Source organism: Streptomyces dioscori, from assembly GCF_003024195.1.
Classification (GTDB): Bacteria; Actinomycetota; Actinomycetes; order Streptomycetales; family Streptomycetaceae; genus Streptomyces; species Streptomyces dioscori.
In genome coordinates this window covers 295,552-314,558 of the sequence record NZ_KZ679040.1, presented here as the reverse complement: position 1 = coordinate 314,558, position 19,007 = coordinate 295,552, and the positions used below count along the sequence as shown (strand labels likewise).

Annotated in this window: 16 protein-coding genes and 1 tRNA gene; 10 read left to right on the top strand and 7 right to left on the bottom strand. The window is 70.7% G+C overall.

Going from position 1 to position 19,007, the window contains the following annotated elements:
• Nucleotides 1–9 precede the first annotated feature (9 nt).
• Entirely contained in the window at nucleotides 10–1,827 is a 1,818-nt protein-coding gene (glmS, locus tag C6Y14_RS09380) for a glutamine--fructose-6-phosphate transaminase (isomerizing) (protein WP_107016077.1), read from the top strand.
• A 417-nt stretch (nucleotides 1,828–2,244) separates the two neighbouring features.
• On the opposite strand, the gene C6Y14_RS09375 is transcribed toward glmS, so the two are convergent.
• The gene (locus C6Y14_RS09375; RefSeq protein WP_107016076.1) at nucleotides 2,245–2,769 is read right to left on the bottom strand and encodes a universal stress protein; all 525 of its coding nucleotides are present in this window, start codon (nucleotides 2,767–2,769) and stop codon (nucleotides 2,245–2,247) included.
• Nucleotides 2,770–3,274: 505 nt separating this feature from the next.
• Between C6Y14_RS09375 and C6Y14_RS44890 the strand changes: the two genes are divergently transcribed.
• From C6Y14_RS44890 to C6Y14_RS09350, 4 genes are all read left to right on the top strand, one after another.
• On the top strand, nucleotides 3,275–3,676 hold the full coding sequence (locus tag C6Y14_RS44890) for a hypothetical protein (protein ID WP_404828743.1): 402 nt from the start codon (nucleotides 3,275–3,277) through the stop codon (nucleotides 3,674–3,676).
• Between the two features lie 377 nt (nucleotides 3,677–4,053).
• A complete protein-coding gene (locus tag C6Y14_RS09360; protein WP_107016074.1) occupies nucleotides 4,054–5,286 on the top strand; it encodes a helix-turn-helix domain-containing protein in 1,233 nt (410 codons plus the stop codon).
• Nucleotides 5,287–5,449: 163 nt separating this feature from the next.
• The gene (gene orn, locus C6Y14_RS09355) at nucleotides 5,450–6,052 is read left to right on the top strand and encodes an oligoribonuclease (RefSeq protein WP_107016073.1); all 603 of its coding nucleotides are present in this window, start codon (nucleotides 5,450–5,452) and stop codon (nucleotides 6,050–6,052) included.
• A 107-nt stretch (nucleotides 6,053–6,159) separates the two neighbouring features.
• Nucleotides 6,160–6,232, top strand: a tRNA-His gene (locus tag C6Y14_RS09350).
• 66 nt (nucleotides 6,233–6,298) lie between these two features.
• On the opposite strand, the gene C6Y14_RS09345 is transcribed toward C6Y14_RS09350, so the two are convergent.
• A complete protein-coding gene (locus C6Y14_RS09345) occupies nucleotides 6,299–7,354 on the bottom strand; it encodes a LacI family DNA-binding transcriptional regulator (protein ID WP_107016072.1) in 1,056 nt (351 codons plus the stop codon).
• A 424-nt stretch (nucleotides 7,355–7,778) separates the two neighbouring features.
• On the opposite strand from C6Y14_RS09345, the gene C6Y14_RS09340 reads away from it, so the two are divergent.
• The 4 genes from C6Y14_RS09340 to C6Y14_RS09325 all read left to right on the top strand — a co-directional run bounded on the left by C6Y14_RS09340 (nucleotide 7,779) and on the right by C6Y14_RS09325 (nucleotide 12,578).
• Nucleotides 7,779–9,101: an ABC transporter substrate-binding protein gene (locus C6Y14_RS09340; protein ID WP_107016071.1), complete on the top strand. Its 1,323-nt coding sequence runs from the start codon at nucleotides 7,779–7,781 to the stop codon at nucleotides 9,099–9,101.
• Nucleotides 9,098–10,126: a carbohydrate ABC transporter permease gene (locus C6Y14_RS09335; RefSeq protein ID WP_107016070.1), complete on the top strand. Its 1,029-nt coding sequence runs from the start codon at nucleotides 9,098–9,100 to the stop codon at nucleotides 10,124–10,126. Before C6Y14_RS09340 ends, C6Y14_RS09335 begins: the two co-directional genes overlap by 4 nt.
• Nucleotides 10,123–11,040, top strand: a complete 918-nt coding sequence (locus tag C6Y14_RS09330) for a carbohydrate ABC transporter permease (protein WP_107016069.1) — start codon at nucleotides 10,123–10,125, stop codon at nucleotides 11,038–11,040. Before C6Y14_RS09335 ends, C6Y14_RS09330 begins: the two co-directional genes overlap by 4 nt.
• Nucleotides 11,041–11,147: 107 nt before the next feature.
• Nucleotides 11,148–12,578, top strand: coding sequence for a GH1 family beta-glucosidase (locus C6Y14_RS09325; RefSeq protein ID WP_107016068.1), 1,431 nt, complete (start codon nucleotides 11,148–11,150; stop codon nucleotides 12,576–12,578).
• 202 nt (nucleotides 12,579–12,780) lie between these two features.
• Here the strand turns inward: C6Y14_RS09325 and C6Y14_RS09320 are convergent, their stop codons facing one another.
• The 3 genes from C6Y14_RS09320 to C6Y14_RS09310 form a co-directional block, all read right to left on the bottom strand.
• The gene (locus tag C6Y14_RS09320; protein WP_107016067.1) at nucleotides 12,781–14,274 is read right to left on the bottom strand and encodes a glycoside hydrolase family 18 protein; all 1,494 of its coding nucleotides are present in this window, start codon (nucleotides 14,272–14,274) and stop codon (nucleotides 12,781–12,783) included.
• Between the two features lie 135 nt (nucleotides 14,275–14,409).
• Nucleotides 14,410–15,894, bottom strand: coding sequence for a sensor histidine kinase (locus C6Y14_RS09315; RefSeq protein WP_107016066.1), 1,485 nt, complete (start codon nucleotides 15,892–15,894; stop codon nucleotides 14,410–14,412).
• On the bottom strand, nucleotides 15,891–16,622 hold the full coding sequence (locus C6Y14_RS09310; RefSeq protein WP_107016065.1) for a response regulator transcription factor: 732 nt from the start codon (nucleotides 16,620–16,622) through the stop codon (nucleotides 15,891–15,893). Before C6Y14_RS09310 ends, C6Y14_RS09315 begins: the two co-directional genes overlap by 4 nt.
• 121 nt (nucleotides 16,623–16,743) lie before the next feature.
• Here C6Y14_RS09310 and C6Y14_RS44885 point away from each other — a divergent pair, with 121 nt between their 5' ends.
• Nucleotides 16,744–17,307, top strand: a complete 564-nt coding sequence (locus C6Y14_RS44885; RefSeq protein ID WP_107016064.1) for a hypothetical protein — start codon at nucleotides 16,744–16,746, stop codon at nucleotides 17,305–17,307.
• Between the two features lie 99 nt (nucleotides 17,308–17,406).
• Here C6Y14_RS44885 and C6Y14_RS09300 read toward each other — a convergent pair whose 3' ends face one another.
• Nucleotides 17,407–18,267, bottom strand: a complete 861-nt coding sequence (locus tag C6Y14_RS09300; RefSeq protein ID WP_107016063.1) for a spermidine synthase — start codon at nucleotides 18,265–18,267, stop codon at nucleotides 17,407–17,409.
• 198 nt (nucleotides 18,268–18,465) lie between these two features.
• Nucleotides 18,466–18,846, bottom strand: coding sequence for a hypothetical protein (locus C6Y14_RS09295; RefSeq protein WP_199854708.1), 381 nt, complete (start codon nucleotides 18,844–18,846; stop codon nucleotides 18,466–18,468).
• Nucleotides 18,847–19,007: the final 161 nt, after the last annotated feature.

Below are 19,007 nucleotides of genomic sequence, written 5' to 3'. Positions count from 1 at the left end.
CTTCTCTGTATGTGCGGAATCGTGGGATACATCGGCAGGCGCGACGTGGCGCCGCTCCTCCTGGAGGGCCTGCAGCGCCTGGAGTACCGGGGCTACGACTCGGCCGGTCTCGTCGTGACGTCACCGAAGACGGCCGGTCTGAAGATGGTCAAGGCCAAGGGCCGCGTACGTGACCTGGAGGCCCGCGTCCCCAAGCGCTTCGCCGGCACCACGGGCATCGCACACACCCGCTGGGCCACCCACGGCGCCCCCTCCGACGAGAACGCGCACCCGCACATGTCGGCCGACAACAAGGTCGCGGTCGTCCACAACGGCATCATCGACAACGCCTCCGACCTGCGCAAGAAGCTGGAGGCGGAGGGCGTCGAGTTCCTCTCGGAGACCGACACCGAGGTCCTCACGCACCTCATCGCCCGCTCCTCCGCCGAGAAGCTGGAGGACAAGGTCCGCGAGACCCTCCGGCTGATCGAGGGCACGTACGGCATCGCGGTCATGCACGCCGACCACGCGGACCGCATCGTGGTCGCCCGCAACGGCTCCCCGGTCGTCCTCGGCATCGGCGAGAAGGAGATGTTCGTCGCCTCGGACATCGCCGCGCTGGTCACCCACACCCGCCAGATCGTCACGCTCGACGACGGCGAGATGGCGACGCTGAAGGCCGACGACTTCCGTACGTACACCACCGAGGGCACCCGTACGACGGCCGAGCCGACCACCGTGGAGTGGGAGGCCGCCTCCTACGACATGGGCGGCCACGACACGTACATGCACAAGGAGATCCACGAGCAGGCCGAGGCCGTGGACCGGGTGCTGCGCGGCCGGATCGACGACCGGTTCTCGACCGTTCACCTGGGCGGGCTGAACCTGGACGCCCGCGAGGCGCGCAAGATCCGCCGCGTGAAGATCCTGGGCTGCGGCACCTCGTACCACGCGGGCATGATCGGCGCCCAGATGATAGAGGAACTGGCCCGTATCCCCGCGGACGCCGAGCCCGCCTCGGAGTTCCGCTACCGCAACGCCGTCGTCGACCCCGACACGCTGTACGTGGCGGTGTCCCAGTCCGGCGAGACGTACGACGTGCTGGCCGCCGTGCAGGAGCTGAAGCGCAAGGGCGCCCGGGTCCTCGGCATCGTGAACGTGGTCGGTTCGGCCATCGCCCGCGAGGCCGACGGCGGCATGTACGTGCACGCCGGCCCCGAGGTCTGCGTGGTCTCCACCAAGTGCTTCACCAACACCACGGTCGCCTTCGCGCTGCTCGCCCTGCACCTGGGCCGCACCCGTGACCTGTCGGTCTCCGACGGCAAGCGGATCATCGAGGGCCTGCGCAGGCTGCCCGGCCAGATCACGGAGATCCTCGACCAGGAGGACGAGATCAAGAAGCTGGCCGAGCAGTACGCCGAGGCCCGCTCGATGCTCTTCATCGGTCGCGTACGCGGCTATCCGGTGGCCCGCGAGGCCTCGCTGAAGCTGAAGGAGGTCTCGTACATCCACGCCGAGGCCTACCCCGCCTCGGAGTTGAAGCACGGCCCGCTCGCGCTGATCGAGCCCGCGCTGCCGACGGTCGCGATCGTCCCGAACGACGACCTGCTGGAGAAGAACCGCGCGGCCCTGGAGGAGATCAAGGCCCGCAGCGGCAAGATCCTCGCCGTGGCCCACCAGCACCAGGAGAAGGCCGACCAGACGATCCTCGTCCCCAAGAACGAGGACGAACTGGACCCCATCCTGATGGGCATCCCCCTCCAACTCCTCGCCTACCACACAGCTTTGGCCCTCGGCCGAGACATCGACAAGCCCAGGAACCTGGCAAAGTCGGTAACGGTCGAGTAGCCACCGAGGGGCCCCCAAGGGGCGCGGGGAACGGCGCAATCTTTCGCCTTCGCCCCTAAGGGGCGCGGGGAACGGCGCGACCAACCCCCACCGGGCCCGCAGAAGCAACGCACCACACCGCACCGCACCACAACAGAACGGACCCCCACGTGTCGCCACCAGACACGCGGGGGTCCGTTCACGCGCCGGGGCCGCCCAAAACCCCGGCTGGCTGCCCACCACCGGTAACCGTCACGCTCCGGCCGGCAGCACGTACACGCTCACCGGTGCCGCACAACGGCGGCAAACCTGCTGCCTATATGCCCTTCACAAGCACACAAACACATCTACGCATGAGTAGTTTTGCCGTGCCCCGCAAGGGAGTTGCCACGCCCCGGGACGCATGTCACCTGGGAACGAGCCGAGTTGCGGGCCGAGTTACGGAATGACCACCACGGGCCGCTGCGCCCGCTTGGCCAGCCGCCCCGCGACCGACCCGAAGATGCGCCCGACGATCCCGTGGGTCGACCCCACCACGATCGCGTCGGCCTCGTACTCCCGCCCCACCTCTTCGAGTTCGTGGCAGATGTCGCCACCGCGCTCGACGAGGATCCACGGCACCTCGGCCAGATATTCCGCGCAGGCCAGCTCAAGGCCGAGCACCTCGGTGCGGTGGTCCGGCACGTCGACGAAGACGGGGGGCTCACAGCCGGCCCACACCGTGGTGGGCAGCCGGTTCGCGACGTGCACGATGATCAGGCCGGATCCGGAGCGGCAGGCCATGCCGATCGCGTACGCGAGGGCGCGCTCGCTGGATGTCGAGCCGTCGAAGCCCACGACGACACCGTGCTTGAAGGCTGGGTCGCAGGACTGGCGTGTCTCTTCCGCCGCCAAGGGCTCGGCCGCCGTGTGATCGGCGACGGGGCGCTTGCGGTCCGCGGGTTCGAATTCGTGACCGGCCATGGGTGTCTCGGCGTTCGGATCCTCTTGGGTGGGCCGACAGGAGCTGCGGAGCTGTGTCCGGGAATCATCTTCCCAACCCCATACCCCCCAGGGTACGGCGGCACGCCTCCTCTGCCCATATCCCGCTCTCGCCGCGGGAGGGTTCCCCGGAGCATGCCCGAGAGCATGCCCGTAACGCAATGGTTGCTGCCCCGTACAGCCGTTTTACACAGCACCCCCTCAGCCACCCCTCCCCGGGGCAAGGGGCGCAGCCCCGACCGTCAGGGGCGCGGGGAACGGCGCGACCAGCCTCCACGGACCCGCACCCGACCCTCCACCCCAGGGGGCGCAGCCCCTCAAGGGGCGCGGGGAACTGCGCGACCAGCCCCACCGGACCCGCACCCGACGGGACGCACCCCGCGGCGGAGCCGAGGCATCCCAGGGAACCCTGGGGAAAGCCCCGTGACCGCCCGCTCGAACAAGCGTTGAACCCAGGTACCCCACATCCCCCAGGGAGGAGCCCACCGTGCCCGGCCACCACACGACCGCCCCCCACCCTCCCGCCGGCAAAGACAGGGGCACCGCGCAGGACACCGCCACGGACGTGGTCCGCTGGGCGGCCTTCAGCTGCGTCCTGGTCCCGGTCGTCCTGGTCGGGTACGGCACCTCACTGGCGGGCGCGGCCGGCACGGCCCTGGGCCTCGCCGCGGTGACGGCCGCCTGCCGCGTACTGCTGCGCCGCTCCGAGCACGGCGCGGCGCAACTGCGCGCGGCGGAGCGAACCCCGCATCATGTGCACCACGACAGGGCACACGACGATGACAGCCAGGACGCCCGGTACGGCGTCCGTAACGGTGACCACCACGGCGTCCGTCACAGCGACCGCCACGAAGCCCGGCACGCCGGTGGAAATACGCCGGTTGACTGACCGGTTTGTGCGCACGCGCCCGCTGCTTTTCAGCCAACTTCCATACCCTGCGTACCCCTTGGCCGAACCACCCCCCAACCCCCGTTCGACCTGCACCGAAAGGGTCCAGTAGGGTGCCCGCACCCTACTGGGACCGGCCACGGGGACGAGGCGCACTTCCCTGTGCGGCCCACGAGTGCAACGCTTCGTGATCGAATGCTTCACGCCAAGTTGCCATGTCGACAATCTGCCGAGTGCTGAACTGGCCACCTCGGCACCACACGACACAGTAGATTCGATCTTGACGTCTTACGGCGGGGGACTCGTGCAGGACCGAGGGGAAACGTGCAGGAGCGACACAACCGAGGAGCCGCGACCACCGAGGGGGGCTTAGCAGGATGAGCCACGACTCCACTGCCGCGCCGGAAGCCGCTGTCCGGAAACTATCCGGGCGACGCCGCAAGGAGATCGTCGCGGTGCTGCTGTTCAGCGGCGGCCCCATCTTCGAGAGTTCCATACCGCTGTCGGTGTTCGGCATCGACCGCCAGGACGCCGGCGTGCCGCGGTATCGACTACTGGTGTGCGCCGGTGAGGAAGGCCCACTGCGGACCACAGGTGGCCTGGAACTCACCGCGCCCAACGGGCTGGAGGCGATCTCCCGCGCGGGCACCGTTGTCGTGCCCGCCTGGCGGTCGATCACCTCACCGCCACCGGAGGAGGCGCTCGACGCGCTGCGCCGGGCACATGAGGAGGGCGCCCGCATAGTCGGGCTGTGCACCGGCGCCTTCGTGCTCGCCGCGGCAGGACTGCTGGACGGCCGTCCGGCGACCACACACTGGATGTACGCACCGACGCTGGCCAAGCGCTACCCGTCGGTGCATGTCGATCCCCGCGAGCTGTTCGTGGACGACGGCGACGTGCTGACGTCGGCGGGCACCGCGGCGGGGATCGACCTGTGTCTGCACATAGTGCGGACGGACCACGGGAACGAGGCGGCCGGTGCGCTGGCCCGCCGTCTGGTGGTCCCGCCCCGGCGCAGCGGCGGCCAGGAGCGCTATCTCGATCGGTCTTTACCGGAGGAGATCGGCGCCGACCCGCTCGCGGAGGTCGTCGCCTGGGCACTGGAGCACCTCCACGAACAGTTCGACGTGGAGACGCTGGCGGCACGCGCGTACATGAGCAGGCGTACGTTCGACCGCCGGTTCCGCTCGCTCACCGGGAGCGCTCCCCTGCAGTGGCTGATCACGCAGCGGGTGCTCCAGGCGCAGCGGCTCCTGGAGACGTCCGACTACTCGGTGGACGAGGTCGCGGGCCGTTGCGGCTTCCGTTCGCCGGTGGCGCTGCGCGGGCACTTCCGCCGCCAGCTCGGCTCCTCCCCGGCGGCGTACCGGGCCGCGTACCGGGCGCGTCGCCCGCAGGGTGAGAAGCAGAGCGATCCGGACGGCTCGCCGCCACCGGTGCCGCCGGTGCTCCAGCAGGAGTCACCCGTGCCGTTCCAGACCCGTCGCACGGCGGCCGCCCACGCGGTCGGCGCGGCGGCCTCGTCCCTCTCCGCGGACGCGGGCCGGCCGGGCGCGGAGCTGTACGCGGCCGGGCGGCACAGCCTGCCGGGCCAGCGGAGCGCGCCCTAGCCGAGCGGCGACGTCGTACACCGGCCCCGGACCTTTCACGGTCCGGGGCCGGTGCCGTTCCCGCGCCCCGGCACCGCCGGCCCCGCCGCTCGCCGCCCCACCGGTCACGACTGCCGAGGTCCCGGGCCTGCCCGGGCGGGTGAGCGGGCCGTAGGGTGAGCCCATGAACGATCGCATGGTGTGGATCGACTGCGAGATGACCGGTCTCTCGCTGTCGGAGGACGCGCTCATCGAGGTGGCCGCGCTGGTGACCGACTCGGAGCTCAACGTGCTCGGTGAGGGGGTGGACATCGTGATCCGTCCGCCGGACGCCGCGCTGGAGACGATGCCGGAGGTGGTGCGCACGATGCACACGTCCTCCGGTCTCCTCGACGAGCTGGCCGCGGGCACCACCCTGGCCGCCGCGGAGGAGGAGGTCCTCTCCTACATCCGTGAGCACGTCAAGGAACCGGGCAAGGCCCCGCTGTGCGGGAACTCGGTGGGCACGGACCGCGGCTTCCTGCTGAGGGACATGGCGACCCTGGAGGCGTACCTCCACTACCGGATCGTGGACGTCTCCTCCGTGAAGGAGCTGGCCCGCCGCTGGTATCCCCGGGCGTACTTCAACAGTCCCGACAAGAACGGCAACCACCGGGCGCTGGCCGACATCCGCGAGTCGATCGCCGAGCTGCGCTACTACCGCGAGGCGATCTTCGTCCCGCAGCCCGGACCGGACTCGGACACGGCCCGTTCCATCGCCGCGAAGCACGTCCTGCCCGCGCAGTAGCCCCCGCCGTAAAGGCGGGAGCGAGCACCCCTTCGGACCCTGTACACTTTTTCTCGGCCGGTCGGTGAACCACTTCAGGTGAACCAAGCGCAGGATCGCCGGTCATGGTGGGTGTAGCTCAGCTGGTAGAGCACCTGGTTGTGGTCCAGGATGCCGCGGGTTCAAGTCCCGTCACTCACCCTGATGATCAGAGGGCCGGACCGCGAAAGCGGTCCGGCCCTCTGGCGTTCCCCTCCCCCGTGCGGGTCACGACGAGTGCCGCGCCACCAGCTCCGTGGGAAGCACCAGCTGCCGTCGCTCAAGGCCTCGGGAGACCGCCGGGCGGCGGTCCGCGATCTCGTCCATCAGCAGGTCGAGCATCGCGCGGCCCATGTCCTCGATCGGCTGGCGCACACTCGTCAGGGGCGGGTCCATGTGGCGGGCGATCGCCGAGTCGTCGTAACCGACCAGGGCCACGTCGTCGGGTATGCGGCGCCCCACCTCGCGCAGGACCTGCCGGGCGCCGGCCGCCATGACGTCCGATCCGGCGAAGACCGCGTCCAGGGTCGGGCAGACGGCGAGCAGTTCCGTCATCGCGCGACGGCCGCCCTCCTCGGTGAAGTCCCCCGGCACGATGAGGCGTTCGTCGACCTCGTGGCCCGCGTCACGCAGCGCGGCGCGGTAGCCGTCGACGCGGCGCTGGGCACCGAACACGTCGAGGCGTCCGGCCAGGTGGGCTATGGTCCGGCGGCCCTGGGCCAGCAGGTGCTCGACGGCGAACCGGCCGCCGCCGAAGTTGTCCGAGTCCACGGACGGCAGCGTCTCGTCCGCCGACCTGCGTCCGCTGATCACGGCCGGGATCTCCAGCTGGGCCAGCAGGTCGGGCAGCGGGTCGTCCGCGTGGACCGAGACCAGCAGGACGCCGTCCACGCGGTGCGCCGCCAGGTACTGGGCCAGCCGGGCCCGCTCCCGGTCGCTGCCCGCGAAGATCAGCAGCAGCTGCATCTCGGTGTCGGAGAGGGCCGCGCCCACACCCCGGAGCATGTCGGAGAAGTACGGCTCGGCGAAGAAGCGGGTCTCGGGCTCGGGGACGACCAGGGCGATCGCGTCGGTGCGGTTGGCCGCGAGGGCCCGGGCGGCCGTGTTCGGCACGTACCCCAGTTCCGCGACCGCCGCCTCCACGGCCGCCCGGGTGGCGTCGCTGACCCGCGGGGAGCCGTTGATCACGCGGGAGACCGTGCCGCGGCCCACCCCGGCGCGCGCGGCGACCTCTTCGAGGGTCGGTCGCCCGCCGCTCCGGCTCCGCGCTCCGTGGACTGCCATGGTCCGCCTCCCGTCCGACACGGCTCACACCGCGCTTGGCCTGGAATCTAACAGCCGTGATCGGGGCCGGGCCCGCGGAGACGGTGCCTCCACTTTCCGCACGCCCTCCCCCGGGGTCCCCGGGGCCACTCCGAAGCCGATCCGGAGCCTCCCCGAGGCCGTCCCGCAACCGTCGGAGACCTACTCTCGCCGTCTCCGCCGACGTTAGCTAACAGCCCGATAACTGAAGACACGTCTCTGCGTCCTCTCCCTTGACACCCCCGCGCCGAGCGACGAACCTTCAACACATCACCTGTGGGAGCGCTCCCACAGTACCTGACACATACACATCCCGCACGTTCCCCGCCCGAGCCGCAGCATGAACTAACGGGCCCAACAACGCAGTTGGCCGGGGGGTCGGCACGTCAGGCAACAGGAGGACGCAATGCGCACGAGTACCCGCGGGTCCCGCAGGCTGATGGCCCTCGCGGCCGTGGCCGCGCTGACGACGGGGCTGCTCGCCGGCTGCGCCGAGGACTCGGACGACGGGTCGTCGGACTCGGACGGTGGCAGCGGCGGTGGCAAGACCACGCTGACCATCGGCACTTTCGGGGTCTTCGGCTACAAGCAGGCCGGCCTCTACGACGAGTACATGAAGCAGAACCCCGACATCACCATCAAGGAGAACGTCACCACTCGTACGGACGTCTACTGGCCGAAGACGCTCACCCGTCTGCAGGCCGGTGCCGGCACCGACGACATCCAGGCGATCGAGGTCGGCAACGTCGCCGAGGCCGTCCAGACGCAGGCCGACAAGTTCGTCGACCTGGGCAAGGACGTCGACAAGTCCCAGTGGCTGGACTGGAAGACGGCACAGGCCACCACCAAGGACGGCAAGACCATCGGACTCGGCACGGACGTCGGCCCGATGGCGGTCTGCTACCGCAAGGACCTCTTCAAGAAGGCGGGCCTTGAGACGGACCGCGTCAAGCTCGCCGAGCAGTGGAAGGGCGACTGGTCGAAGTACGTCGACGTCGGCAAGGACTACATGAAGAAGGCGCCCAAGGGCACCAAGTTCGTGGACTCCGCCGCCTCGGTCTACAACGCGGCGCTCGGTGGCGAGAGCGAGCGGTACTACGACAAGGACGGCAACGTCATCTGGGACAAGTCCGCAGGGGTCGAGAAGGCCTGGGACACCTCGATGGAGGTGGCGACCAGCAACATGTCGGCGAAGCTGAAGCAGTTCGACAAGCCGTGGGACCAGGCCTTCGCCAACGGCGGCTTCGCCACGGTCGCCTGCCCCGCGTGGATGCTGGGCTACATCCAGGAGAAGTCCGGTGACTCCGGCAAGGGCAACTGGGACGTGGCGGCGGCGCCCACCGCGGCCAACTGGGGCGGCTCGTTCATCGGTGTGCCCACGGCGGGCAAGCACCAGAAGGAGGCCATCGCGCTGGCGAAGTGGCTGACCGCCCCCGAGCAGCAGGCGAAGGTCTTCGCCAAGCAGGCCAGCTTCCCGTCCACCCCGTCGGCGTACGCGAGCCTGAAGCCGCAGGCCGCCACCACGGCCTTCTTCTCGGACGCGCCGATCACCCAGATCTTCTCCGACTCGGCGAAGACCATCCCGACGCAGATCTTCGGTATCAAGGACCAGCCGATCAACACGGCCATCTCGGACATCGGCATCCTCCAGGTCGAGCAGAAGGGCAAGACCCCGGACCAGGGCTGGGACGCGGCCACCTCGGAGATCAAGGACGTGCTCGGCCAGTGACCAGCTCCAAGCAGGCTCTCGCGCGATCCGCGTCGAGCGCCGACGCCGCGCCCGGCTCCCAGCCGGGCGCGGCGCGCCGTGCTCACGGTCGCGGTACACCGCCCCCGGGCCCCGGCTCCTGGCGCAGCCGGCTGTACCGCTGGGACATGAAGGCGTCGCCTTACGCGTTCATCGCCCCCTTCTTCATCTTCTTCGGTGCCTTCGGGCTCATCCCGCTGCTGTACACGGCCTGGTACTCACTGCACAACGTGCAGCTGAACAACCTGGACCAGCAGACCTGGGTGGGCCTGGACAACTACCAGAACCTGCTGTCCTCGGACTTCTTCTGGAACGCGCTGCAGAACACCTTCACCATCGGTCTGATCTCGACCGTGCCGCAGCTGATGATGGCGATCGGGATCGCGCACCTGCTCAACTACAAACTGCGCGGCTCGACCATCTGGCGCGTCGTGATGCTCACCCCGTACGCCACCTCGGTGGCGGCCGCGACCCTGGTGTTCGTCCTGCTCTACTCGTGGGACGGCGGCATGATCAACTGGCTGCTGCACTTCGTCGGGGTGGACCCGATCAACTGGCGTGAGTCGACCTGGGGTTCGCAGTTCGCCGTCTCCTCGATCGTGATCTGGCGGTGGACCGGCTACAACGCCCTGATCTACCTCGCGGCGATGCAGGCGATCCCCGCCGACCTGTACGAGTCGGCGTCCCTGGACGGCGCGGGCCGCTGGCAGCAGTTCCGCCATGTGACGATCCCGATGCTGCGGCCGACGATCCTGTTCACGGTGGTCGTCTCCACGATCGGCGCAACGCAGCTGTTCGGTGAACCGCTGCTGTTCGGCGGGGTCAGCGGCTCCAAGGGCGGCTCCGACCACGATTACCAGACGCTCGGCCTGTACATGTACGACCAGGGCTGGATCATCGGCAACCTCGGCAAGGCGTCCGCCATCGCCTGGACGATGTTCCTGATCCTGCTGATCGTCGCCGCGATCAACCTGCTGATCACCCGACGGCTGAGGAAGACCCAATGACCACACGTGAACTGACGCCTCCTCAGGCACAGGCGAGCGCGGCGGAGAAGGTCGGCCGGACCGGTTCCGGGCGCCGCCGGCTGATGGGCGCGGGCAAGCAGCTGCACGCGGGGCCGCTCACCTATGTCGTCCTGTCCGTCCTCGCCTTCATCTCCGTGGCGCCCCTGCTGTGGACGGTGGTCGCGGCCTCACGCACCAACCAGCGGCTCGCCGAGACGCCACCGCCCCTGTGGGTCGGCGGGAACCTGTTCAAGAACCTTGAGACCGCATGGACCGAGGTCAGCCTCGGCACCGCGATGCTCAACAGCGTGATCGTCGCCGGGACCATCACCGTCGGCACGGTCCTGTTCTCCACGCTCGCCGGGTTCGCCTTCGCCAAACTGCGCTTCAAGTTCTCCAACGTCCTGCTGCTGCTGACCATCGGCACGATGATGATCCCGCCGCAGCTGGCGATCGTCCCGCTGTACCTGTGGATGAGCGAGCTGGGCTGGTCCAACCAGCTGCAGACGGTCATCCTGCCGACCGTGGTCAGCGCCTTCGGTACGTTCTTCATGCGGCAGTACCTGATGCAGGCGCTGCCCAGCGAGCTGATCGAGGCGGCGCGGGTCGACGGCGCGAGCAGTCTGCGCGTCGTGTGGCACGTCGTCTTCCCGGCGGCGCGGCCGGCGATGGCCGTGCTCGGACTGCTGACCTTCGTGATGGCCTGGAACGACTTCCTGTGGCCGATCATCGCGCTCAACCAGCAGAACCCCACCGTGCAGGTCGCCCTCAACTCGCTCGGCACGGGCTACATCCCCGACCAAGCGGTGATCATGGCGGGCGCGCTCCTCGGCACCCTGCCGCTGCTCATCGCCTTCCTGCTGTTCGGCAAGCAGATCGTGGGCGGGATCATGCAGGGCGCGATCAAGGGCTGACCCGCCGCCCCGCGCCGACGGGGGCGAGCCGCCGACTCGCCCCCGGTCCTCTCCTCGACCTCACATTCCCCGGTCTCCTACGACCTTCCTCCCATGGGAGCGCTTCCATGCCCGAGCCCGAAACGCCCGTGACCTTCCCGCCCGCCTTCCTCTGGGGCTCCGCGACCTCCGCGTACCAGATCGAGGGGGCGGTGCGGGAGGACGGCCGTACGCCCTCGATCTGGGACACCTTCAGCCATACGCCCGGCAAGACGGCGGGCGGCGAGAACGGCGACATCGCCAACGACCACTACCACCGCTACCGCGACGACGTGGCGATGATGGCGGACCTCGGCCTGACCGCGTACCGCTTCTCGGTGTCCTGGTCGCGCGTGCAGCCGACGGGCCGCGGGCCCGCCGTGCAGCGCGGCCTCGACTTCTACCGCCGGCTGGTCGACGAGCTGCTCTCGCACGGCATCAAGCCCGCGATCACCCTCTACCACTGGGACCTCCCCCAGGAGCTGGAGGACGCGGGCGGCTGGCCCGAGCGCGACACCGCGCTGCGCTTCGCCGAGTACGCGCAGATCGTCGGCGAGGCACTCGGGGACCGCGTCGAGCAGTGGATCACGCTCAACGAGCCCTGGTGCAGCGCGTTCCTCGGGTACGCGTCCGGTGTGCACGCCCCGGGCCGCACCGACCACGAGGCCTCCCTGCGGGCGGCGCACCACCTCAACCTCGCGCACGGCCTGGGCACGAAGGCCCTGCGCACCGCGATGCCCGCCCGCAACAGCATCGCGGTGAGCCTCAACTCCTCGGTGGTCAGGCCGCTGACCCAGGACCCGGCCGACCTGGCGGCGGTCCAGCGGATCGACGACCTGGCCAACGGCATCTTCCACGGCCCGATGCTGCACGGCGCGTACCCGGAGACCCTGCTCGCGGCGACGGCCTCGGTCACGGACTGGTCGTACGTGCGCGACGGCGATCTCGCCCTGATCAGGCAGCCGTTGGACGCGCTCGGCCTGAACTACTACACGCCGACGCTGGTCTCGGCCGCCCCGGCGGACGCCTCCGGCCCGCGCGCGGACGGCCACGGGGCGAGTTCGTCCTCCCCCTGGCCGGGCGCGGACGACGTTGCCTTCCACCAGACGCCCGGTGAGCGCACCGAGATGGGCTGGACGATCGACCCGTCGGGCCTCCAGGACCTGATCATGCGCTACACGCGGGAGGTGCCGGGCCTGCCGCTGTACATCACGGAGAACGGCGCCGCCTACGACGACAAGCCGGACCCGGACGGCCGCGTCCACGACCCGGAGCGCATCGCCTACCTGCACGGACACCTGCGCGCGGTCCGCCGCGCGATCGCCGAGGGCGCGGACGTACGCGGCTACTACCTGTGGTCTCTGATGGACAACTTCGAGTGGGCGTACGGCTACGGCAAGCGCTTCGGCGCGGTGTACGTGGACTACGCGACCCAGGCGCGCACCCCGAAGTCGAGCGCCCTGTGGTACCGCGAGGCGGCCCGCACCGGCGAGCTGCCGCCGGTGAGCCCGGTCGAGTGACCACGTAGACGCCGCTCCTGGGAGGGAAGCGGGCGGGGGGCGGGGCGCGGCACACGGCGAGGGGAGTGCCGCGCCCCGCGTACGTGTGTACGCGCGCCCCGGCCGGGTGGGGGGAAGGCCGGCCGGGGCGCGCGGCCCCCGCGCGGGCATGACCTCCTGCGGGGGCGTTCAGGGGTACCGCTCAGGGGGTTTTCGCGAGCGGCTACTTGTAGGCGGCGAAGGCCTTCGAGAAGGCGTTCGCGTCCTGGAGGACCGAGCTGCAGGTGGCGTCGGCGGTGGGCTTGGTGCCGCCCGCGCACTGCTTGTCGCGGGTGGCGGACCACAGGGAGAGCCAGCCGAGCCCCTTCGACTCGGCGAAGTTCACGAGCTGGGTGGCGTCCTCGACCTTGAAGATCTCCGACGCGACGTCGTTGACGCCGATCATCGGGGTGACGGCGACCGCCTTCCAGGCGGCGGCGTCGGAGAGCCCGAGGACCCCCTTGATCTGCGCCTGGGTCGCGGTGGCGGCCTGCTCGGCGTAGGTGCCCATGTCGTCGCTGTAGGCCGGTCCGTAGTCCATCGCCATGATGTTGACCGTGTCGATGCCGACACCGTTCGCCTTGGCGTCGGCGAGCAGGCTCACACCGTCCTGGGTCAGGCCCTCCGGCATGACGGGCAGGGTGAACGAGACGTCCAGGCCGGGGTGCTGGGCCTGCAGCTTCGCGATCGCCTGCGCGCGGCGGGTGTTGGCCGCCTTGTCCGGGAGCGCACCGCCCTCCACGTCGAAGTCGACCTTCGTCAGGTCGTACGCGTCCACGGCCTTGCCGTACGCCGCCGCGAGGGCGTCCGCCGACGAGCAGTTCAGCGCCAGCTCGGAGCCGGAGGCGCCGCCGAACGAGACGCGGACGTCACCGCCCTTGCCGCGGAGCGCGCCGATCTGCGCGGCGACCGCGTCACCGCCGAGGTCCGTCACCCCGCCCCACTTGGGGGTGCAGCCGCCGCCGTCCGTGACGAAGGCGAGGTTGTACTCCTTCACCCCGGTGGCCGCGGAGTGGGCCAGCAGGTCGAAGGCGGGGTAGAGGGAGGTGTCGACGTAGGGCGCGAAGCCGGCGCCGGCGGCCGTGCCGCTGCCGGTGGTGCCGGAGGGCGTGGGGGTGGCGGTCGGGTTCTTGGTCGTGGTGGCCGTGGCGGTCGGTGTGGCCGTCGGGGTCGAGGTGGCCTTCGTCGGTTCCGGCGACGCAGACGCGGTCGATGTCTGCGTCGGGCGGCCGGTGGGCTCCGGTGTCGCGCCGTCGTCCACCGAGCACTTGGCACCGTCGACGAGACAGCCGGTCGGGTCGCCGGAGCCGCGCACCACGAAGCCGACGGTCACCGACTCGCCCTTGGCGAGGCCGTCCTTGTCCCAGGACGGCGGCTTCACCGTGACGTGCCGGCCGCTCACCTTGGACTCGGCGTTCCACAGCGAGCTGAGCTCGGCGCCCGACGGCAGGTCGAACTCCAGTGTCCAGTCCGTCTTCGCCCCGGCACTGTCGTTGGCCACGACGTACTGGGCGGTGTAGCCCGTCGACCAGTCGCTGGTCTTCGTGTACGCGGCACCGACACCCGCCGCCTGTGCCGTGCCGGAGAACATGAGTGCTCCGCCGCCGACCACGGCCGCGGCGACCACGCCGCCTATCGCCTTGTTCCTGCCACTGGCCATGCGCCGGTGCGTGCTCATCGCGTGCCTGCCTTCGCCGTACGGGCCCCGGTCTCCCGTGAACGGGACCGAGGGTGGGGGTGCGCCAGCACGCTAGCGAGCCGGAAACCGGCAAAACGCCTGATCCGGACGGGGCTCGTGGTTCTTAGGGTGCGCTTAAGGAAGGGATCGGGAACGGTTAAAGGTCGAGACCAATGGGGTGGTCCTGCGCCGTCGCACCGAACCCCGGTGCCCGCGCCGCTCGGGCTCGCGCCCGTCCAGCTGGATCCAGATCCTGACCTCGGTGCCGCCCAGGACGGAACGGCCGATCCGCACGTCCCCGCCGGTCGACTCCGCGAGCCGGCTCACGATGTCCAGACCGAGCCCGGTCGAGCCGTCGGCGCCGGAGCCGCGGCCACGGGCCATCGCGGCCTGCGGGTCGGCTATCCCCGGGCCCGCGTCCGAGACGAGGACGATCACCGCGTCCTCGCCGTTGTGCACGTCGACCGCGAAGGCCGTGCCCTCGGCGGTGTGCCGGAACACGTTCCCGAGCAGCGCGTCGAGCGCGGCGACGAGATCGGCGCGGGCCACGGGTATCCGTACGGGCCGGTCGACCCCGGCCACCCGGACCTTGCGGCCCTCGTCCTCGGCGAGCGCCGACCAGAAGTCCATCCGCTCGCGGACGACCTCGGCCGCGTCGCAGCCGACGCCGACGCCGATCGCGGCGGTCTGCGGCTTGGCTTCCCGGGCCGTGCGGATGATCGTGTCGACCTCGCGCTCCAGCTGGGCGACGGCGGCCCGGGTCTGCTCGGCGGCGGGCCCGTCACCGAGCGAGGCCGCGTTGAGTCGCAGCACGGTCAGCGGTGTACGCAGCCGGTGCGAGAGGTCGGCCGCCAACTCCCGCTCATTGGCCAGCAGTTGAACGACCTGGTCGGCCATCGAGTTGAACGCGACCGCGGCGAGCCGCAGTTCGGTCGGCCCCTCCTCGGGCACCCGCGCGCCCAGCTTCCCCTCCCCCAGTTCGTGCGCGCTCTCCACCAGGCGCTGCGCGGGCTGCACCATCCGTACGCCGAGCCGGTCGGCCACCGCGACCGAACCGACGATCAGCGCGACCCCGACCCCGGCGAGGACCGCCCAAGCCGTGCCCAGGCCGTTGGTGACCTCCGCCTCGGGGACGTAGACCTCGACGACCGCGATCTCGCCCGAACTGAGCGCGACGGGCTGCAGCAGCGTGGAGCCGCCTGGCACTTCGGTGGTGGAGGCCCGGCCCAGCCTCCGGGTCGTGGCGATGTCCTTGTCGGCGGCCCGCTGCCGCCCGATGTCGACGGCCTGCTGCTTCCCGCCGGCGCCATCGGTACCGCCGCCGGCGTCGGTCGTGCCGTTGGCGTCGGTCGTGCTGCCGCTGGTGTCGGTGGTGCCGCCGCCCGCGGGTATGTGCACGGCCATGCCCGCGTCCGACGCGGCCGAGGCGACGACCTTCTCCAACTCGGCCCGGTCGGTGGTGATCGAGAGCGCGGGGGCGACGGCCGCCGCCTCCCGCTCGGCGTTCGAGAACGCGCGGTCCCTCGCCATCTCCCTGATCACCAGGCCCAGCGGGACCGCGAAGGCCACCACGACCATCGTGGTGACGGCCACACAGACCTTCACCAGCGCCCACCTCATCGCGCCGGCTCCGTGCCCGCCGGACCGCGCAGCCCGCCCTGGCCCGGCGGCTCCAGCTTCACGCCGACCCCGCGCAGGGTGTGCAGATAGCGCGGCCGGGCCGCCGTCTCGCCCAGCTTCCGCCGCAGCCAGGACAGATGGACGTCGATCGTCTGGTCGTCCCCGTAGGACTGCTGCCACACCTCGGCCAGCAGTTCCTTGCGCGCCACGACGACACCGGGCCGCCCCGCCAGGAAGGCCAGCAGGTCGAACTCGCGCCGCGTCAGATCCAGTCGTACGCCGTCCAGTTCGGCCTGGCGGCGCAGCGGGTCGATGGCGAGACCGCCGACCCGGAGCTGGGGCGAGGGCGGCGGCTCCGCGGCCGAGGACCGGGCCCGGCGCAGCACCGCCGCCATCCTCGCGGACAGGTGCTCCACCGAGAACGGCTTGGTCAGGTAGTCGTCCGCGCCGTCGTTCAACAGCCGGACGATCTCCGTCTCGTCGTCCCGCGCGGTCGCCACGATCACGGGCACGTCGGTGATGCCGCGCAGCATCTTCAGCGCCTCCGACCCGTCCAGGTCGGGCAGGCCGAGATCCAGGATCACGACGTCGAAACGGAAATGGGCGACCTCGCGCAACGCCTCAAGGGCCGTACCGACACTGCGCACCGTGTGCGCGGCCTCGGTCAGATGCCGGATGAGGGCGGAGCGTACGAACTGGTCGTCCTCGACCACGAGCACACTTGCCATGAGCCGCACCGTACGCCAATCCGGCGGACCGGGTCCTGGGCCTGTGGACAACTCCCGGGCCTGTGGACGGACGGCACACGGACGGGACACGGACGGGGCTCGTGGGGCAGGATGGCCCGCGATGCGCAGAGGACTCGTACACGTACTGGCTTGGTCGCTCGCCACGGGCGTGGCGGTCACGCTGTCGTGGTGGGGTGTGCACACGGTCATGACCGGGACGGCCTACGACCCGCCGCGGGCGCTGCCGATCGCGGCGGACGCGGCCACGCAGGGAGCGAAACCGCTGTCGTCCTCGACGAGTCGGGCGGAGTCCCCGGCGGGGTCGGCGGCCTCGCCGTCGAAGAGCCGGTCGCCGCGTGCGAGCGGTTCTTCCTCGGCCGCGCCCTCGACTTCGTCGTCACCGTCGCCGTCGGCGTCGCGTTCGAAGTCCGCGGGTGCGGCTTCGCCCAGCGCGGGGGCCTCCGGTGAGGTGAAGAGTTACGACACCGACGGGGGGCGGGCCGTCTTCGACCTCGGGACGGCGTCGGCGTCGCTGGTGTCTGCGACGCCCGCGTCCGGGTGGTCGATGCAGGTCTGGAAGACCGAGACGTGGATCCGGGTGGAGTTCTCGTCCGGGGCGGATCGGGTGTCGGTGTTCTGTACGTGGCACGACTCCGCGCCGCGGGTCGAAGTGAACACCTACTGAGGGTTCTGCGGGTTTCGAGGGTTCTGACTCCGGCTGCGGGTCCGGTGGGGGCTGGTCGCGCAGTTCCCCGCGCCCCTGAGGGGGCGCCATGGTGGGCCCCTACTGGAAAGCGGATGGTGGAGGAGCCGGGGAGGGGACCGCCACCGCGTCCGTCACCGGGGTCGCTCCGCCGCTGAAGTCCCTCAGTTGCTTGCCGTGTTCGACCCTGGCCGGGTGGGGGTCGGAGGCCGCTCGGCGGGTCAGTTCCGCGACCGGGAGGGGCTGGTCGGAGGCGACCAGGACCGCGTTGCCGAAGCGTTTGCCGCGCAGGACCGTGGGGTCGGCGACGAGGGCGAGTTCGGGGAAGACGCCGGCCGCGGTGGCGATCTGGCCGCGCAGGTGCGCCAGGGGCGGGCCGTCGGCGAGGTTGGCGGCGTACAGACCACCGGCCTTCACGACCCTGCGCACCTCGGTGAGGAACTCTCCGGACGTCAGATGCGCGGGCGTGCGCGCCCCGCTGAACACATCCGCGATGACCAGGTCCGCCCAGCCGTCCGGCACCTTGGCGAGCCCGTCGCGCGCGTCGACGGACCGCACCCGGATCCGGGCGTTCGGGTCCAACGGCAGTTCACGCCTGACCAGTTGGACGAGCGCCGCGTCGCGTTCGACGACCTGCTGGGTGGAGCGGGGGCGGGTGGCTGCCACGTACCGGGCGAGGGTGAGGGCACCACCGCCGAGGTGCACGGCGTGCACGGGCCGGCCGGGCGGGGCGACGAGGTCGATGACGTGCCCGAGGCGGCGCTGGTACTCGAAGCTCAGATACGCCGGATCGTCGAGGTCGACATGCGACTGCGGGGCCCCGTCGATGAGCAGGGTCCACGCCCGCGCCCGCTCCCGATCGGGCAACAACTCGGCAAGCCCCCCGTCGACCTCCTCGACAAGGGCCGCACTCACCGCACGCCGATTCTTCCCCTTACCCATCCCCCCATTATCGACCAGCCAAGAGGGGCGCGGGGAACGGCGCAATCTTTCGCCTTCAGGGGGCGCAGCCCCAAGGGGCGCGGGGAACGGCGCAATCCTTTGCCTGTAAGGGGCGCGGGGAACTGCGCGACCAGCCACAACACACCCGCACCCGCACCCGACAACGAGACGCCAAGCCCAACGCACCCCCTGCCACCCTCAACGGCAGTTGTCCGCGGCCTCGATCAACCGAGCCGCCTCCCCCAACGCCGCCCGCAACACCGCAGGATCCGTCGCCAGCTCCGCCTCCCCCGGCGGCAGCAGCCAGTCCGACCCCTCGACGGGCGGCTCGGGCGGCGCCAACCGCACCCCCCGCCCGTCGGTCCGCGTACACGTACTGCCGGGAACGTCCCACGCGGACGCCGTACCGGGCGGCACCAGGAACCCCAGAGTGTCGCAGTTGTCGTCGTGCAGTACGGGCCCGACCGCCTCGGCGGGAGCGCCCCGCCGCAGGATGTCGACGGCCTCCAGTCCCTGCCGGGCGGGCACGGTGACGAGGTCGCAAGGATCCCCGCGGCCTTCGCTCTGCCTGGTCTCCATCCTGGCCTCCACCACGGAACCCCTCCTCCATCGAGCACACCACATGGTTCAACGCTGCACAGCGTCAACGGCTACGGCGAAACTCGGCCGCAAAGGATGGCAGTTCATGGCAGATCAGGGATGAGATATCCGTTTTGTAGCCAAACCCCGTGTGGTCGGCT

What these genes read in the sequence shown, in the direction of transcription:
- C6Y14_RS09360 (WP_107016074.1), top strand. Translation starts at nt 4,054, where the DNA reads ATGAGCCACGACTCCACTGCCGCGCCGGAAGCCGCTGTCCGGAAACTA.
- C6Y14_RS09345 (WP_107016072.1), bottom strand. Translation starts at nt 7,354, where the DNA reads ATGGCAGTCCACGGAGCGCGGAGCCGGAGCGGCGGGCGACCGACCCTC.
- C6Y14_RS09320 (WP_107016067.1), bottom strand. Translation starts at nt 14,274, where the DNA reads ATGAGCACGCACCGGCGCATGGCCAGTGGCAGGAACAAGGCGATAGGC.
- orn (WP_107016073.1), top strand. Translation starts at nt 5,450, where the DNA reads ATGAACGATCGCATGGTGTGGATCGACTGCGAGATGACCGGTCTCTCG.
- C6Y14_RS44885 (WP_107016064.1), top strand. Translation starts at nt 16,744, where the DNA reads ATGCGCAGAGGACTCGTACACGTACTGGCTTGGTCGCTCGCCACGGGC.
- C6Y14_RS09340 (WP_107016071.1), top strand. Translation starts at nt 7,779, where the DNA reads ATGCGCACGAGTACCCGCGGGTCCCGCAGGCTGATGGCCCTCGCGGCC.
- C6Y14_RS09295 (WP_199854708.1), bottom strand. Translation starts at nt 18,846, where the DNA reads ATGGAGACCAGGCAGAGCGAAGGCCGCGGGGATCCTTGCGACCTCGTC.
- C6Y14_RS09310 (WP_107016065.1), bottom strand. Translation starts at nt 16,622, where the DNA reads ATGGCAAGTGTGCTCGTGGTCGAGGACGACCAGTTCGTACGCTCCGCC.
- C6Y14_RS09315 (WP_107016066.1), bottom strand. Translation starts at nt 15,894, where the DNA reads ATGAGGTGGGCGCTGGTGAAGGTCTGTGTGGCCGTCACCACGATGGTC.
- C6Y14_RS09300 (WP_107016063.1), bottom strand. Translation starts at nt 18,267, where the DNA reads ATGGGTAAGGGGAAGAATCGGCGTGCGGTGAGTGCGGCCCTTGTCGAG.
- C6Y14_RS09375 (WP_107016076.1), bottom strand. Translation starts at nt 2,769, where the DNA reads ATGGCCGGTCACGAATTCGAACCCGCGGACCGCAAGCGCCCCGTCGCC.
- C6Y14_RS09330 (WP_107016069.1), top strand. Translation starts at nt 10,123, where the DNA reads ATGACCACACGTGAACTGACGCCTCCTCAGGCACAGGCGAGCGCGGCG.
- C6Y14_RS09325 (WP_107016068.1), top strand. Translation starts at nt 11,148, where the DNA reads ATGCCCGAGCCCGAAACGCCCGTGACCTTCCCGCCCGCCTTCCTCTGG.
- glmS (WP_107016077.1), top strand. Translation starts at nt 10, where the DNA reads ATGTGCGGAATCGTGGGATACATCGGCAGGCGCGACGTGGCGCCGCTC.